This window comes from Coleofasciculus chthonoplastes PCC 7420 (genome assembly GCF_000155555.1).
Taxonomy (GTDB): Bacteria; Cyanobacteriota; Cyanobacteriia; order Cyanobacteriales; family Coleofasciculaceae; genus Coleofasciculus; species Coleofasciculus chthonoplastes_A.
In genome coordinates this window covers 43455-60296 of the sequence record NZ_DS989847.1, presented here as the reverse complement: position 1 = coordinate 60296, position 16842 = coordinate 43455, and the positions used below count along the sequence as shown (strand labels likewise).

Sequence of the window (16842 nt, the reverse complement as noted above, 5' to 3'; positions counted from 1 at the left end):
GGGTTGAGCTTAAGTTGACACGGATGGATACTATCGTGCCCTGATCTCGCTTCTTCCCCAGCTCCATTACTAATACGTCATAATGGAGTGTAAATTTTGAGAGTAGCGCTCAAACTTTGAGCAAATGAAAACAGCGACGCGCCCAGAGGAATTAACGGATTTAGGCAACTGCTTACAGGAGGACTTGCAGTCATACCTGCATGAGAGCATTCCTGTTCAAATTCGGTGTCGGCGAAGTGATAAACGGTTAGCGATTTGGGTACAGCATCCCGCCGAGGCGACGCTGGATCAAGATGAGATTCTCGCCTTTTTAGAACAAACGATCCGCAGCCAATATCCATTGGTGGCTCAACAAGCCAGAGTTAACCTGCTCAGAGCTGGAGAAAAGAAACCTTACATTTCGCGATCGCTCTTCCTAAATTTGCCTGAACCCGAAACGACGACACCCTTTGAGGCGGATTCGGTAGAAACAAACGAGACAGAGGAGACTAACCCCCCGTCTGAAACGGAAACTCCGCAAAACTCAGACTCGGACGAAACACAAGCCGAGTCATCCCATCCGTGGGATCAACCGATTCCGGAGGTAAACGATGAAGCCGATGAGTCAGAATCCGAACAACCGCCGTCAGTCAAGCTCAGGTTAAAATCATCCTGGCTACCTTTGGTAGTAGCGGGTGCTGGGTTGAGTTTGGTGGTTTTCTTTAGTACGCTTTATGCCCTGACTCGTCCTTGTGTCATGGGTAAATGCACGGTTTTGCCAGAAGCGGAACAGTTAAGCCAAAAATCAGCAGAAACCCTGCAAAACCCAGAATCGGGAAAAGCGGTTTTGGAAGCACAAGAACAGTTACAAGAAGCGATTCAATTAGTAGCGGCGATTCCGCCTTGGTCCAGTTACCGCCGCCAAGCGCAACAAAAACTCCAAGTCTATCAGTCCCAATCCGAAACCGTGGCGGATATGGTAGAGGCACTGAAAACGGCGGCTAGAGCCGGGTATGAGAGCCAAAATCCGCCACATCCGGAGTCGAAATGGCGGGAAGTTCAGAACCTCTGGCGAGACGCGATCGCGAAATTGGAACAGCTACCCACCGATAGCAATCTTCAACCTTTAGCCAAAGCCAAAATTAAGGCGTATAAGACGAATTTAGAGGAAATTAATCAGCGACTACTTAAGGAACGAAAAGCTCAGGAACACTTAAAAGCCGCTCAAGAAGCGGCGCGGATGGCGGAAGTGCGTCAAGGAATTGCCCAATCCTTATCAGACTGGCAATTAGTTTATGCCACTTGGCAAGCGTCGATGCGACGTCTGAAACAGATTCCCCAAGGGACAACTCCTTATGAGGAAGCCCAAGAGTTATTGGCGCTGTATTTACCAAATCTTGCCAAAGCCCGCGATCGCAAAACTCAAGAGCAAATTTCTGCCAATGCCTATAATCAAGGCGTGCAGTTAGCTCAACTGGCGACGAATTCTCAAAGCGATAAGCAATGGTCAGTCGCTCTGGTTCACTGGCGCAATGCCTTAACCTATGTCAATCAGGTACCCCAAGAGACCTATTACTACGCTAAGGCACAATCTTTGGTTGAACCCTACCGAGGTGCGCTCAAACAGGCTCAAAACCAGCTTCAGTTAGCCGTCAAGATGCAACAAGCTCGCCGGGATCTGAATCAGACTTGCTCTGGGACACCCAGCATCTGTAGTTATACGCTTGACAACAAGATGATCAAGGTGCGGTTAACACCCGCTTACGTCCAGATGGTGCAACAACGGGCGATGACAGCTAGAGCGCAAGGAGACTCAGAGGCTCATTCGGGTCTTGTTAATCACATTTTGACCTTGGGAGAAGCGTTGGAAGTGATTAGCGATAACGCCCAATTGCGAGTGGAGGTTTATACGCCAGAGGGTGTGATGATCCAATCCCATAATCCAGCTCAGTAGCTTGGACTACTGCCTTGGCAAGTCAAAGTGCGATCGCGTGTAACTCCCTTAAAAATCTCTCATCTGTCCAGTAATTCGGTTTACGTTGTAGATGCATTACAGCGATCACCAAAATTTTCTAAAGTGTGTTCTATTTCGTCCAAAAATGCATGAGCTAATTCTTGGTTGATGCTGTCATAATAAGCTACTGCATCCTGTAATTCCTGTTGAGCATCTGGATGAAAATCATAAATCATCGCTGATACCGGGAACGCAGTTGACGTAAAACTTGTTGACCATCAATGGGTACAACTCGCCCCTGATCAATAGCTTGAATCCTTGCTTCTGCCTCTTGTTGCCAAAGTGCATCAACTTCTGCTTGTTCCACGGCATCTAGACTTTTGAGCAAGTGTTCAGCTAGCATGGCTCTTAGCCCTGGTGGTAGGGAGAGAGCCGCTCCAAAAATTTCATCGTAAGTCGCATTGCTCATAGTTTTGCAAAAGCTGGTGTTTCTTTGCTGTGCCGAGATATCCTCTCAATTGTAACGGCGATCGCAGGTTCTGATTAAAATAATACGCCTGTTCTATATTTGAAACCGCTTGGTGAAATGAGTAGTCTTCCTTTAAATTCAACTATTTTAAGGAATACGGTGTAATGTGAAAAAATATTAAATTAAGTCACAAAATAAAAAATAATAGCCATTTAAGTCGCTCTGAAACCTTAAGATACTTAGTAGCGTTAGCTAAAAAGTAAAAGCTTCTATAATCCTAAATCTCAAAGGAAATTCTCCTGGTTAAAAGGGAGACTTTCCGCGATTCATTTGGGATGATGCGAATAAAACCCACTCAATCAAATTGAAATGATTTGTGAAAGCAGAGGGAGCGGAGAAAGGGGCTGCTCTAGGATAAAGAGTAATGAAAGAAATTCATCGATTATTTGGATCAGAATTATAACGATAAACTTATTTCCTCTTAACTTTAAATGATACAGAAAACTCAACCCTTACACTTATCACAATCTCAGCTCAATCCTAGCCCAACGATGATGGCTCTATTTGCCATATTTACAGCCATCGTCGCTTTATCCCTGGCGGCTATATTTATCCGATTGAGTGAACGGGAACTTGGTCCATTTGCCACCATCTTTAATCGCTTCTGGATTGCCTTTATCGTCTTATGGCTATTGAACCAGTCAAAGGCGCGATCGCAACACGATGAACAATCATCTATACCTAAGTCAGAGTATACCGTTCGCGATTGGCTCATGTTAATTGCGGCTGGCGTTATGTTTTGGGGATGTTTGGCACTTTGGGCATGGTCTCTCACCCAAACGGGTGTGGCTAATTCCACCATCCTGCACAACCTGACTCCCTTATTCACAACCCTGGGAGTATGGTTGATATTCGGTCAACACTTTGACAGTCGGTTTCTGATTGGGTTGATGATGGCAATGGTAGGGGCAACTGCCCTGGGACTTGATGATTTACAAGTCGCGACGGATAACTTTGCCGGAGATATTGCCGCGTTTTTATCCGCCCTGTTTTCCGCCGCCAACTTGATGCTGATTGAAAAACTGCGTGCCAAGTGGGATGCCACAAATATTATTATGTGGTGCTGCTTAGTGGGAACAGTAGTAACGTTACCCGTTGTCCTGCTAACTGAAGACAGACTGTTCCCGATTTCGGGTTCAGGCTGGTTATCGGTTATCAGTTTAGCGGTTGTCTGTCAAGTCGTCGGTCAAGGACTACAGGCATATAGTCTCAAACGCTTGTCTTCTGGATTAGTGGGTGTGTTCCTGCTTCTTGATCCCGTACTAGCGGCTTTGGTGGCGTGGGTTCTGTTTTCAGAACATTTAAGTCTGTTTAACGGATTCGCGTTTGCTGTGGTTTTAGTAGGCATCTATGTGGCTAAATCGAGTCACTACGCCTCTCAATTTATAGAAAAGGATTCCCCGCCAGCGCTCTGTGTCGCAGGGAAAACGTCTTGAAACAGTGATCAAGGGTAAATAGGGGAGATGAGGGAGTTAGGGTAAAATGAGTATGAACAATAGTTACAAGGATTAAAGTTCTATGACACCCTCATTAGCCAACTTTTTCTGGAGTCTCGTTTTGGGTGGGGTAATTGTGGTGATTCCCGCCACTGTTGCTCTGATCTTTATCAGCCAGAAGGATAAAATCCAACGCTCCTAAGCTTGAGCGGTTGTTTTTGAACCTGAACCCTTTGTCCAGGAACAGGGTAGCCCAGCCAGTCGCTGCCCTGTTTTCCCTATCTAGCTTCCAAAACCTGAACTTGAGTAGAATAGACTAGGCGTGAAGCTTTATTCTGCCAACTGGGTCAACAAATTTTGGCATAGCCAGTTAAGGTAGAGATTTATGGGCAAAACTCGTTACCATAGGACTGACTTAGGAGAGCAGCAATGGTCAATTTTGGGCTGAACTCAGCCAGTATTCTGGGTATTTTCTTGGCAGTTGCCGGAGCAGGGCTTTATTTCTTGCGATCGGTACGTCCGGAGTTAGCACGAGATCACGACATATTTTTCGCCGCTGTCGGACTATTGTGCGGCTTTATTTTGGTATTTCAGGGATGGCGACTCGATCCGATTCTCCAGTTTGGTCAGTTTCTGTTGACGGGTTCTGTGATTTTCTTCGCGGTTGAAACCCTGCGTCTACGGGGGATCACCACCGAACAAGCCAAGCGCAATACAAAAGTTGTCGATGACGAACGCCCGGTGAGCAATGTTTATCGCCAGGTGGCTGAGTTGGACGAACTTGAACCGATGGAAGATGAAGATCCCTACATTGGTCGTCGTCTCCGAGGAACCGCCGATTCGCGCTATAACCGCAGCGACAGGTACGAAGCCGAGGTTCGCCGTCCGAGAAGCCGCAACATTCCCGATGACTATCCCCCAGAAGAACGCTCTCGGAAACGCCGTCCACGCCCTGCGACTCGTTCGTCAAGACCGCCTGCGGACAGATGGGAGACTGATGTAGATAATGACTGGGATGATAGACCAACTCCTCCTAGTCGTCGTCCTCGCCCTTCGCGTCCACCAAGTCGCAGCCCCAACCCTGATATAGATATAGAACCCCCACCCAGAAAAATACGTCGTCCTCCCCACGACTCAACGGTATCTGTAGCAGATCAAGAGGTAGAACCGCCTGCCAGTGATTATGTGGATTATAGACCCATTGATCCGTTGGGGGATGAAGATGAAGATGACTACGTGCCTAGAGGTTCAGAATACTAAATCCAATTAGGTACAAGCTGTTCGGCATTTAAACGTTAATGTCAATAATGACGAACTCCTTGGTGTGCGAGCATCTTGCTCGCTACTAATACCCAATTTAAATAAGGTCTGCTGAATAAGTCTTGTGGTGGGGAGAGGCAACAGGGAACAGGCAACAGGCAACAGTTTCAAGCCTCTGTTGAGGTAAAATTCGGCGCTTAGGTCGGCGAAAATCCCAAGATGCAAGAGGGTGCTAGTGTAAAAACCTTGCACTTGTTGGATAAAAAAATAGATTTAAACCCTTATCTGGTCTACCTTCCACACTCATGCAGCAAGCCCTAAATACATGACAGCTTACCACCCACGTCAGTAGAGTTGGGTTTCGTTCCTCAACCCAACCTACCAATCATCATAATTCCTAGCCTAATTGCTAGCTAAAGCCGCATTTAACAAAATAGCCAGAACAGAACGAATCGCTCGCAGTTCTTCCGGCGGTTCCCGTAAAAACTCGAAACTGCTGGCATTAATTAAAGCATTGTAGGCTTCAACCACAACCGCAAACTGAGCGGCATTAACGTCACCACCTGCTGTCAATCCGGATAGGCTAGTGGCGAGATTCTGGGCAAGGGTGGGATTTGCCCCAGCATTCACGAGGGCGTTTTGAATTTGACTCACCCCAGCATCAACGTTACCTGTTCCCGTTAACACTAGGGCTAAGTTTTCCTGGACGAATCCGGGGATGGGAGACGTGTCATTCCCCACACCGGGCAAATTTCGTTGGGCAAGTCGTTCATTCACGAAACCCGCTGCATCGAAAACATTTGCCCTAATCTCAGATGTTTCAAACACCAAAACGAGTTCACCACCCCCACCTCGACCAAAAGAATCACCCACAATATCGCTCGTGGTGATAATATTCCCCGTAACATCAGACAGGACAGGCTGGGCATGGCTCGATGCCGTCATCGATAAAATTCCTGCCACGCCTACCGTTAAACTCAGTCCTAACTGAAACGCCAAATGCCTCATTTTTCTACTCCTTAATATAACTGACTTGATTAATGGGCATAGCGATGCTATACCCCTACGCCGAGAATTGAAGGTGGCTCAATCTCTACTTTTTAGAACGATAGCCCATAACCAATTCCCAAAATGAACCGAGGCTCATCACCAGCATTACCCGTCACATCAGCCACAGCCGGGGTAATCACCAGAGGAACCCCCTGAATCGGCACAATTGAAGCGCCTAAATATAAATCTTGACCCGTCCAATCGGCGATTAAAGTAACAGGTTCTACAACTTGCAGACCAATGCTACCAAAAACATTCGTCGAACCCTCTTTATCCTCAATATCATCTAATGAGCGGAAACGCCCCCCACCGAGACCAACCGAGGCAGTTAGCCGACTCAAAGGCTCACTGGAATCTTCCCGCAAACGGAAAACTTTACTGACAACTCCATAAACACTTTGGTCACCATCAGTATTCCCCCAAACAATGGCATTCTCTACACCAACTGCCACAGCGAGATCATCACCAATTAAGCGGTGAAGTTTGAAACTAACTCCGCCATCTTCAAAGGTATCGCCAAATAAGTCATAAATTGAAACGGCGGTTTCTAGAGCAACGATTCTCCTCGCATCACCGACGCCAAAACCGACCACAACAGCACCATCGTCTTCATCGAAAAACCGCACTTGCTCTTGATAGGTAGCACCGAAGAATATATTTCCCGTTTGAGCGCCAAAGGCTGTAGGAGTATTAATACTGGAACCTCCGCGTACAATCCGACGCAATTGTTCCTCCACAGGCGGTGCTGGCAAGAGATACTGCCGTCGCAAAGCAGCAAGTTGTTCTGGTGTCGGTGGTGGTGGTTCTTGGGCAATGGGTTCGTACCCCACAATGTAACGACTTGCCACAGTGGTGGGCGGAATTTGGGGTAATTGATTTTGGCTGACTAATGCTTGGTAAATAAAGGCAGCTACATCGGCACGAGTGGCAGTCTGATTCGGATTCAAGAATGCCACATTCGGGTAATTTACCACCATCTGGTTCACCGTTGCTGCCGCGACGCTACTCTGCGCCCAGTCCGGAATTTGAGCGGCATCCTGAAAGGCTTGATTTAATAGGGCTGTGCTTTGAGCAGGAGCCGATAAATCCAACCCACTGACTAATGCCACTAGCACTTGCACACGCGGGATATTTTGATCCGGAAGGAAAATATTATTGGGATATCCTTCCATAAATCCCATGCGATAGGCTTCTTGAATCGCATCCAATGCCCAGAAGTTAGCTGGGATATCCGAAAACTGAGTGGCTGGACGTTCCAAGGGTTGCTCAAACGCCTGACGAATCATCGCCGCAAACTGAGCGCGGGTGACTGGGGCGTTAGGTCGAAATGTCCCATCGGGAAATCCGCGAATGATTCCCCGTGAGGCTAGGGCTTCGATAAAGGCTTGCGCCCAATTGCCTTGAATATCTGGAAAGGTTGTGGCTTGAACGATTTGTCTACCACGACTAGGCGTCGATGTCGGTGCTGTTTGTGCGGGTTGAGTTGTGTTTGGGGCAGAGTTTTGGGGGCGCAGGGCATCAGCCCCCAGCATGTTATTTAGGAGTGATTCTCCTAACGAGCTTTTTTGATTGGCTGGTGGGTTTGTTTGCGCTTGGGCAATACTCTCAGGACTGGCGATGTTAGCTGCCACACTGAGTAACGTGCCACCTAACACTGAACCAATGACCCGATATCCCCAATAGTGCATAGTTTTGCCGATTGGCTGAAAACAACCCTTAAACCTATATCTCCTCATCACTTTTGCTATGCTCCCGAAGCTGAGTTGTTACCTCAAAGGTACATGAGTTTTGCTGATTAATGCCTTAATTTAGCTAAAAAATTGGCGTGGATACTTCTGTTATGACCCAACAGGGTTTAAGGGAAGTCTCTATGGTTATCCAAAACTTTGACTTTTTGAACTTAAGTAGGAACGGAGACCATAAACTCCCGCCGAGCCTAAAAGCTCGCCTGTTGTGTGCCGCGTTGTGGTCAGCATGAGATTGGTAGCCACAATGAACACACCTAAACCTGTCACCTTTTCGGTTTCGTCTATCCCATCTGTTGCAGTTCGAGCAGAACTGCGAGGTCTTGAATGGGTCTTTCACCACTAGCTGAATCCCCTCCTCCTCACACTTCCTTTCCAACAACTGCACCAAAGTTCTATATAGCCAATGAGACAGCCGCCTGTTAAACAGGCGAGAGAACGTCCCTCGTTTTCCCTGTTTAACCTTCTTCAAGTCCTCTATACTGAGAACTTTTGTAGAAGACAAATCAACTTTCTTCAGAGCCTGACCCAACCGAGATTTTATTTCGGCGTGGGTATTCTTCTGACGCTTTTTAAACTCCTGAATCCGTTGATAAATATCTTGTCCAACTACCTGGGAGTCACTAAACACCACCCCGTTTTTATAGTTGGAATCCATTCCCACAACTCTACCTTGAGTTTTCAAGGGAGGTCTAACTTTCTCAAAGATAAAATCAATCCACAATCGCCCTTTCTTCAACCCCATGCGGATCGTTTTAGACATCTGCCATCCCTGAGCCAACCGTTGATTGATTACTGAGGTGGACTTGAGCGGGATAACTAACTTGGGCGCCCCCGAACCAATCAGTTTGACGCACCAATCAAAGCCCTTTTTTTTAAAGGGAGAGATGGTGACGAAGTGATAGAACAATGTAACTGTGTGCCATTTTAGCTGAGGTTTCCGTTTTCTCTGTTTCTGGTGAACAGAAAAAACACACTCACTCGCTTGTTTGGCAAGTGCTTGCCCTAAACGGGTTGTGATCCCAAACTTTTTCTTGGCTCGGTGAACTGTGGGCAGGTCAGCCAGTTTCCCCGAAAAATCTTGACGTTGCCAAAACAAGTCAACAAAATACTGCATAATTGAGTGGCATTGACCCAAAAATTCGCGCACAATTAGAAACTTACTTACATTCAAATCATTTAGGTAAACCCGTGCTGTGCGCTTCATCAAATTTTTGTTTCTTTTCGATGCCACCATTCCGTTGTTATGTATAGGATTGGGTCTTTGTACACCTGATGGAGAGAGTGTGCCAAGGTTCACCCCCAGAATCAGAGCCGCTTCGGTTATCTTATGTCGTTTTGACTTAACCCTAAATAAAAGTCTAGCAAATAAAGTCAAAATATTGAAGAATTATTTACAATGCCTCTGCACAAATACACAATAGTTGCTAAAATGTCAAGCCTTGGTGAACGTGCTTACCAATTTCGCTTTTATCGCCTATGAACCTTCAGGCTGATTAAATGGTAATTTAACAATAGTAGCTGGCTTCGGCTAAGATGACACAGAGGTTCGAGGAAAGGGTATTCCAAGCCAATTGATTCAGCAACCCCACGCTACTAACGTGGAGCGTGGGGATTGCCAGAGACAAGTCTGGTGACGCAAGAGTTGAATAGACCACTAGCCATCAACTGATACACACTTCCGAATGCTTCCCCAGTTCGGATCAACTGTAAGCCTACTTGTTATAGGCGCTTGAAGAAAGGACATTTTGTTGGTGGTGGTCGAGGGGACTGATAACTCACACGAGAGGCTTATATCCATGATTCGTGTTCCAGTTTTATCACCAAAAGGGAAACCATTAATGCCAGCTAAAGCTAGCCGTGTTCGACGGTGGTTAAAGTCAGGCAAGGTCAAGGTTATACGCAATGACTTAGGTGTCTTTCAAGTCCAGTTAGTCAAGGAACCGTCAGGTGAACAGACCCAAGATATTGCAGCCGGAATTGATCCGGGAAAGCTGTTTACTGGGATGGCTGTCCAGTCAAAAAGTGTCACCCTATTCCTTGCCCATCTGAACCTACCATTTAAAACCGTAACCAAGCGGATGCAAGGGCGGGCGATGATGCGACGAGGACGGCGAGGGCGACGGATTAACCGGAAGGTTCCTTATGACCAACGCAACCACCGCGAGTGCCGATTCGATAACCGCAAAGGTCATAAAATACCTCCCAGCATTCGGGCGAATAAGCAGTTAGCACTACGGGTGATCCAGGAGTTATCAAAGATTTACCCGTTTACTCATGTCCTCGTGGAGGTGATTAAAGCTAGAGGTGACAAGGGTTTTAGTCCGGCAATGGTCGGGCAGTATTGGCAAATTGAGCAGTTAGAACAAGCAGGCTATACCGTCCACACCCAAGAGGGATGGCACACCTCAAACCTAAGAAAGTATCTAGGCTTACCCAAGTCTAAGAATAAAGCTGAGGAATCACCCGCCGCCCATGCCGTTGACGGCATCTGCCTAGCCGCCTCCCGGTTTATACGGTATCGCCAGATTAAAGGCAGAAGTGGTACCTTCCTAGGGTCTATTACGGTAACACCATGTCAGTTTGCAGTGATTAGTCGCTCTCCAATTTGCCGCCGTCAGCTACATTTAATGATTCCCGGCAAGGGAGGGAAACGGCGGCATTATGGTGGCACCCTCACCCGTCACGGGTTGAGGAAGGGCGATTATGTCAAAGCTGAAAAGGCGGGTATCACTTACTACGGTTACGTTTCCGGTGACACTAAAACTCAAGTCTCGGTCAGTGACGCTAAATGGAAACGAATAGGGAGGTTTACCACCAAAAAAGTCCAATTGTTGCAACGAAATACCGGACTGGTATCAACAGTTGGGTTGTCAAACCTTGCCCTGAGCGAAGTCGAAGGGCGTGGTTTGACCTCTATCCCCCTCCGACCTACTTCGTTGAGGTCGGAGTCCCACGAGGTAAAACGATGGATATCGGAGTACCAAGGCAGGGAGAGGACATTCTTTAACTGTTGCCTGTTCCCTTGCTCAACTGATGTCCTACCGTATTCCTGTTATGCTATACAGTTGTTAATTTTTGCAAACGGTTTGCTCCTATAGGTAGGGTCTGCGGAATATAGCCTTACCAAGGCAGGTTAGGACATTCCTAAAGTTCTCTCTTGCCTGTTATCAGGTCATTACTGGGATTGACTAACGTGTCTGCGTAGTGCTATAAGTCTTGTGGTGGGGTTAGAGAGCAGGGGAAGCAGAGGAAGCAGAGGGAGCAGGGGGAGCAATGGTACATTTTCGGTGATTCTATCGCCATAGTTTTAATAGATAGTCTCACATTTCCTTGAAGATTAAAAACTTTTTCTACGCATCAACTCATTGATTGATAGTTCAGGGTTTCGGCTTTTTGCAGCAAGCCCTAGGTATACAAAAAGTTACCTAATTAGATACGGTTTTGGCTTTGATAGAGGTAGGCAGCTCAATCCGAAATTCTGTATCCTTACCGGGTTCTGAAAAACATTGAAGTGAGCCTTTATGCTGTCCAACAATAATTTGGTAACTAATGGCTAGTCCTAAGCCAGTACCCATCCCAATCGGTTTAGTGGTGAAAAACGGATCAAAGATACGGGCTTTAACCTCTGGGGGGATGTGAGACCCGTTATTGGCAATGCGAATCCTAACATGCTTATTGTCGAATTGTTCCGTCCGGAGACTAATCCGAGCGGGCATTGTACCTGGTTGGTCTCTAATGGCGTCAATGGCGTTGTTCAGAATATTCAGAAACACTTGATTTAACTGACAGGCATAACATTCAACTAAGGGTAAGTTGCCGTAGTCTTTGACGACCTCAATATTCAATTCGGGTTGATTCGATTTTAAGCGGTAGTGCAACATCAATAAGGTGTTGTCAAGTTCTTGATTAATATCAACCGATTGCAAACCCGAACGGTTTTGCCGGGAAAACTCTTGTAGAGAAAGAACCATTTTCTGGATGCGTTGGGTTCCTCGGCGCATTGAAGATAAAACTTTAGGTAAATCGTCAATGAGAAAGTTCAGATCAACGGTTTCAATTTTGTCAATAACATCGGGGGGAGGGTTGGGGGTGATTCCTTGGTAGAGATTGAGGAGTTCAATTAAGTCTTGGGTGTAGCGTTCAGCGTAACTGAGGTTACTGTAGATAAAGGTGACGGGGTTGTTGAGTTCATGAGCTAAGCCGGCGACAAGCTGCCATAAGCTTGCCATTTTTTCGGTTTGCACCAATTGTGCCTGAGTTTGTTGTAATTGTCGCAGCGCTTGACTTAACTGTTGAGTTAATTGGCGCGATCGCAGCCCCGCCCTAACCCGTGCTAATAATTCTTCCATATCAATGGGTTTGGAGATAAACTCATCAGCACCAGCATCTAAGCCTTGAACGCGATCGGTAATTTGATCGCGCATGGTGAGTAAAATGATAAACGTGGTTGCCAATTCCGGATCAGCTTTCACTTGGCGACAGACTTCTAGTCCATCGAGACGCGGCATAATCCAATCACATATAATCAAATCCGGATGGAACAATTTAACCTGGCGTAGGGCTTCTTCTCCGTTGTTGGCGATCGCGACGTCGTGATTTTGACTCGTGAGTAGATTTTTCAGCACAAGCTGAACCGTCAAATCATCATCAACCACTAAAATTTTCGCCATAGCCGATTAACCGCAATGCTATATTAGGGGAATTTGTGGGAAAGATATGATTGTACCCCTAACCTCTGGCTCTCTAGTGCAATAAGCAGATCGGCAGCATTGGACAAATTCTCGGCTTTTGCCTGACGCTCCAATTCAGTCGCGATCGCTTGGAGAGATGAAACACCCACATTAGCCGCCGCCCCTTTCAGTTGATGGGCGCATTTGGCGACTGTAGAATAATCATTGACAGCTTCAGCTTGTTTAATCGCGTCTAGGTTAAGGCGAATGACCTCCAGCAAGGCGGCAAGCAGCTCACCTTTTAACTCGACTTCACCTAGACTTACTTCCTCTAAGCGATCAAAGTCGATCTCGATAGCGTTGGTAGAATTGCTCGGTGAAAAATTCGATTCAGACAAAAAGCTTCAATTCCGATTTTTATTGGGCAGTATAGCAATCCTATTTAGGTTGTGGCAATTTTCCAAAATGAAACCCTTGCTATACATGGGTTTCGAGCATTTCGCTTGTTGCATCCTATTTAGGATTGCTATAGTTAATTACAACCTTACCATGAACTGATCACGCTGGTGGTTCAGTGGAAATGCAGGAAAGCCGAGGGACTCCAGGTGCAGGGGACGGAGCGAAGTCTCGTAGTTCATCTGCAAACTGAGTAAGGGCGGGTTTCGCACAAATGTTACCATCAATAGCCCACAGAAAGTCCCCAAACCCGCCCCTACTAGTATCACGAATCACCTTTTCCCCTTAGATTCCCGACGCCTTAATTAAATCGGTCGGGGATTGAGTCGGGACGTGAATCTAACTGTTAATGACTAAACCATGATTTGCCAGCAATTTCTAGATTTTTCTGGAAATATCTCCTCTTGTGTGGTAGGATATTGAGTGAGTTATCAAACACTAACATAAGATATGCCACGCCGAGGGAAGCTTCTCAAGTCCTCCAAGTCTCTCCAAAAACACTGCGAAACTGGGACAGAGACGGCGAGAACTGAACAATTAGAACTCCTGCGGGTCATCGACGGTACGATATCGATTCCGTCGTCAATCCAGAGGGCGATACAAGAATCAGAGTCCTCTATGCCAGAGTTAGCTCATACAAACAAAAGTCAGAGATGGTGCGACAAGCCGACTACCTGCAATCCCTGTTCACAAACGGAAAGCTTATCAAAGAAGTCGGCTCAGGACTCAACTACAAGCGCAAAGGACTTCTTTCCCTTTTGGGACAAGTTTTGTCAGGAAATGTCAGAGAAGTTGTGGTCTCGATCAAAGACCGACTTGTCAGGTTCGGTCTTGACCTTATCGAATGGCTCTGTCAACAAAAAGATTGCTTCCTCGTGGTTCTCAACCGAAGTGACTTGTCTAATGAGCGAGAAATGGTTGAAGATATCCTTGCCATCGTCCATGTCTTCAGTTGCAGATTGTACGGTCTCAGAAAGTACAAGTCTGCTATCAAAGAAGATCCGAGTTTATCCAGAAACAACGCTGGCTAAAGCCTGGTTTCAGTGGATTTCGGCTGCACGATGGTGCTTTAATCAGGCAATAGCCATACTTAAGACCCAGAAAATTGGCAAATACGACCTCCGAAAAATGGTCATGGACATGGCTCCATCTTGGGTAAGTCAAACCCCTTATAACCCACGCCAACTGGCGGTATTTCAAGCCTTTGAAGCACATAAAGCGGCAAGGAAGTCGGGGGGAGATGCTCAATTCAGATCTGTGCGTGAACCCGTTAAATCCATTCGGTTTCAAAAGGACAATTGGAAGAAGGGAGCGTTTTACCCGACACAGACCAAGGGATTAAGCTTTAAGGCAAGTGAGCCAATCATCGATAAAATGCACCATGAACCTGCCTTGGTCTTGGACAGAGGGCGCTGGTTTATTTGTTATGCCATAGACGCGCCTAAGCCCGAACCTTTGGATAGCCAACTGGCTATCGCCCTTGACCCTGGCGTGAGAACATTCTTGACCGGGTTCGACGGTTCTGAAGTCTGGGAGGTTGGCAAGTATGACATAGGGCGCATTTATCGGTTAGCCAGTCACCTTGATCGGCTGATGTCTCGAATCGGTCTATCTAAGGGACGCCAGTTTAAACACTTGCGGTATCGGTTGCGAAAAGCGGCACAAAAAATTCGGATTAAGATCCGAAATTTGGTAGATGAGTTGCACAAAAAAGCAGCTAACTACCTATGTACCAAGTACAAGATAATATTTTTGCCCACGTTTGAGGTGAAAAACATGATCAAACGGGGCAAACGACGGCTGTCAACTAAAACAGCGCGAAAGCTGGTTACATGGTCGCATTACCGTTTTAAGATTTCGTTGAAGCATCAAGCAGCCAAGTATGGCTGTGTTGTAGTAGACGTGACGGAAGAGTACACCAGTAAAACCTGTTCAAAATGTGGTCATGTTCACACAAAATTAGGAGGCAACAAACGATTCGTTTGTCCCTCCTGTGGTCATACTATTGGGCGTGATATCAATGGCGCTTTCAACATTCTGTTGAAGGCTTTGAGAGATACCTCCACATCTGGTGTGATAGCTTCATTCCAGATTGTGCCATACTCAGAAACTTCCGGAGCCATACCAGATTTTTCCGGGTTAAATGTATCTGACAACACCTGTAAGGGTTGAATCAGTCTCTTGTGTTTGGGCAGTTTCCTCCTCTGGCGGTAATCCTAAAACCTCTCGGTAGGTGCGGATATACTGTTTGGCTGATTTATCCCAACTGAAATTCTGACGCATACCGCGTTGCTGTAGCGTTGTCCATTGATCTTTAAAGCGGAAACCTTCCCAAGCCCGTACCATACAGGTATAAAAGTCTAACGGTTCATAGCGGTCAAAACAGTAACCCGTCCCAGTTTGGCTAACCGGTTCATGGTGAAAAACCGTATCCACCAGACCCCCGGTGCGCCGGACAATGGGGACACAACCATAGCGCATAGAGAGCATTTGAGTAATGCCACAAGGTTCAAAGCGGGATGGCATTAGGAATGCATCACAACCCGCATAAATGCGTCGAGACAGAGCATCACTATAAAGGAGTTGGACAGACACACGACCCCGATAGCGAGATGCCAATTGCCACATTTGGGTTTCGTAGTAGCGTTCACCAGATGCCAGCAATATAAATTGGGCATCGCTGTAAGCCAGGAAGCGATCAATGACTTGTAATAATAGGTCAATCCCCTTTTGCTCCACCAGGCGCGTGACCATGCCCATGAAAAAGGCATTGGAGTTGACTTCTAAGCCCACCTCTTCTTGCAGGGTCACTTTGTTTTTGCGACGTAATTCCAGCGTATCGGCGCTGAAATTTTGCTCGATATATTTGTCGGTTTCTGGGTCATAACTATCCGTATCAATGCCATTAATAATCCCGACAGTTTTACCACTAATGAAAGACATTAAGCCTTCTAGGGTTTCGCCGTATTCAGCCGTGCAAATTTGTTCAGCATAAGTTGGCGACACGACAGTCACTCGATCCGCAAATTGTACCGCTGCTGCCATTGTATTATGACCTTGCATATACCAGGGACACCAGGTTATCTGCTGTAAGCGCCAGCGCCAGGGACCTTGATACGCCAAATTGTGAATCGTAAAGACGGTAGAAATATCGGGTGACTGACTCATCCACACTGGAATCATGCCTGTATGCCAATCGTGGCAATGAATGATTTGCGGTTTCCAGTAGTTCCAGGCAAACTCAGCCGCGCCATTAGCAAAGAGGGTAAATCGCCAGTCTTCATCCGCTCCGGCGTAAATATGGCGTCCTGAGAAGGCGAGATGACCAAACAGATAGAGGGGGACATCGGTTCCGGGTAATACCGTCTCATAGACAGCGAATGACTCAAACATGGCAGATCCCCACCAAACAGGTTCTTTGGGAATCTCCATCTTGTCGGGTAAAAAGCCGTAATACGGCATAAAAATCCGCACATCATGTCCCAAGCGCTTCAGGAACTTAGGCAATGCACCCACAACATCCCCCATACCGCCGACTTTTGCCAGGGGCGCTACCTCTGCGGCAACAAACAGAATATTCATAATGATGGTTGTGTACGATGAAGTCTCAAGTAGTAATACTATCCTTCAGAGGGGCGTTTACAATGACGAATCCTTGAATTCGGGGCATTTTTGCGTCAATGTGGGGCGATAGAAATCAAATTACAGGTCAAACCCCTGTTCCCTAGTAGAGGCGATGAACCACCTGTAGGGGGAATCT

The 16842-nt window shown here is 46.7% G+C and carries 14 protein-coding genes and 1 pseudogene; 7 read left to right on the top strand and 8 right to left on the bottom strand.

Annotated features, from left to right (window positions below; all coding sequences use genetic code 11):
- Window positions 1-124 precede the first annotated feature (124 nt).
- Complete coding sequence (locus tag MC7420_RS11030) at window positions 125-1933, top strand: hypothetical protein (protein WP_006100726.1); 1809 nt, start codon at window positions 125-127, stop codon at window positions 1931-1933.
- A gap of 80 nt (window positions 1934-2013) precedes the next feature.
- On the opposite strand, the gene MC7420_RS37985 is transcribed toward MC7420_RS11030, so the two are convergent.
- Together MC7420_RS37985 and MC7420_RS11020 are read right to left on the bottom strand one after the other, a co-directional pair.
- On the bottom strand, window positions 2014-2169 hold the full coding sequence (locus tag MC7420_RS37985) for a type II toxin-antitoxin system RelE/ParE family toxin (protein ID WP_198016431.1): 156 nt from the start codon (window positions 2167-2169) through the stop codon (window positions 2014-2016).
- On the bottom strand, window positions 2166-2402 hold the full coding sequence (locus tag MC7420_RS11020) for an addiction module protein (RefSeq protein WP_006100428.1): 237 nt from the start codon (window positions 2400-2402) through the stop codon (window positions 2166-2168). The genes MC7420_RS37985 and MC7420_RS11020 overlap by 4 nt, the downstream gene beginning before the upstream one ends.
- A gap of 491 nt (window positions 2403-2893) precedes the next feature.
- Between MC7420_RS11020 and MC7420_RS11015 the strand changes: the two genes are divergently transcribed.
- The 3 genes from MC7420_RS11015 (at window position 2894) to MC7420_RS11005 (ending at window position 5158) form a co-directional block, all read left to right on the top strand.
- Complete coding sequence (locus tag MC7420_RS11015; protein ID WP_006100654.1) at window positions 2894-3898, top strand: DMT family transporter; 1005 nt, start codon at window positions 2894-2896, stop codon at window positions 3896-3898.
- Between the two features lie 82 nt (window positions 3899-3980).
- Window positions 3981-4100 carry a photosystem II reaction center X protein gene (psbX, locus tag MC7420_RS11010; protein ID WP_006100705.1) on the top strand — a complete coding sequence of 40 codons (120 nt, stop codon included), beginning with the start codon at window positions 3981-3983 and terminating at the stop codon, window positions 4098-4100.
- Between the two features lie 227 nt (window positions 4101-4327).
- Window positions 4328-5158, top strand: a complete 831-nt coding sequence (locus tag MC7420_RS11005; protein ID WP_006100665.1) for a Ycf66 family protein — start codon at window positions 4328-4330, stop codon at window positions 5156-5158.
- A gap of 402 nt (window positions 5159-5560) precedes the next feature.
- Here the strand turns inward: MC7420_RS11005 and MC7420_RS35095 are convergent, their stop codons facing one another.
- The 3 genes from MC7420_RS35095 to MC7420_RS10990 form a co-directional block, all read right to left on the bottom strand.
- Entirely contained in the window at window positions 5561-6166 is a 606-nt protein-coding gene (locus MC7420_RS35095) for a hypothetical protein (RefSeq protein ID WP_052307457.1), read from the bottom strand.
- A 92-nt stretch (window positions 6167-6258) separates the two neighbouring features.
- A complete protein-coding gene (locus MC7420_RS10995; protein ID WP_006100432.1) occupies window positions 6259-7896 on the bottom strand; it encodes an S-layer homology domain-containing protein in 1638 nt (545 codons plus the stop codon).
- A 124-nt stretch (window positions 7897-8020) separates the two neighbouring features.
- Entirely contained in the window at window positions 8021-9160 is a 1140-nt protein-coding gene (locus MC7420_RS10990) for a zinc ribbon domain-containing protein (RefSeq protein ID WP_198016430.1), read from the bottom strand.
- A 592-nt stretch (window positions 9161-9752) separates the two neighbouring features.
- Between MC7420_RS10990 and MC7420_RS10985 the strand changes: the two genes are divergently transcribed.
- Window positions 9753-11054, top strand: a complete 1302-nt coding sequence (locus MC7420_RS10985; protein ID WP_006100430.1) for an RRXRR domain-containing protein — start codon at window positions 9753-9755, stop codon at window positions 11052-11054.
- Window positions 11055-11381: 327 nt separating this feature from the next.
- On the opposite strand, the gene MC7420_RS10980 is transcribed toward MC7420_RS10985, so the two are convergent.
- On the bottom strand, window positions 11382-12626 hold the full coding sequence (locus MC7420_RS10980) for a sensor histidine kinase (RefSeq protein ID WP_006100692.1): 1245 nt from the start codon (window positions 12624-12626) through the stop codon (window positions 11382-11384).
- A 23-nt stretch (window positions 12627-12649) separates the two neighbouring features.
- Window positions 12650-13024 (bottom strand): Hpt domain-containing protein, encoded by a 375-nt coding sequence (locus MC7420_RS10975; RefSeq protein WP_006100676.1) that lies wholly within the window; start codon window positions 13022-13024, stop codon window positions 12650-12652.
- Window positions 13025-13525: 501 nt separating this feature from the next.
- On the opposite strand from MC7420_RS10975, the pseudogene MC7420_RS36795 reads away from it, so the two are divergent.
- A pseudogene (locus MC7420_RS36795) lies at window positions 13526-14113 on the top strand (IS607 family transposase).
- The gene (locus MC7420_RS10970; protein WP_052307456.1) at window positions 14025-15254 is read left to right on the top strand and encodes an RNA-guided endonuclease InsQ/TnpB family protein; all 1230 of its coding nucleotides are present in this window, start codon (window positions 14025-14027) and stop codon (window positions 15252-15254) included. The pseudogene MC7420_RS36795 and the gene MC7420_RS10970 overlap by 89 nt, the downstream one beginning before the upstream one ends.
- Here MC7420_RS10970 and glgA read toward each other — a convergent pair.
- Window positions 15222-16664, bottom strand: coding sequence for a glycogen synthase GlgA (gene glgA / locus MC7420_RS10965; protein ID WP_044206544.1), 1443 nt, complete (start codon window positions 16662-16664; stop codon window positions 15222-15224). The genes MC7420_RS10970 and glgA overlap by 33 nt on opposite strands.
- Window positions 16665-16842: the final 178 nt, after the last annotated feature.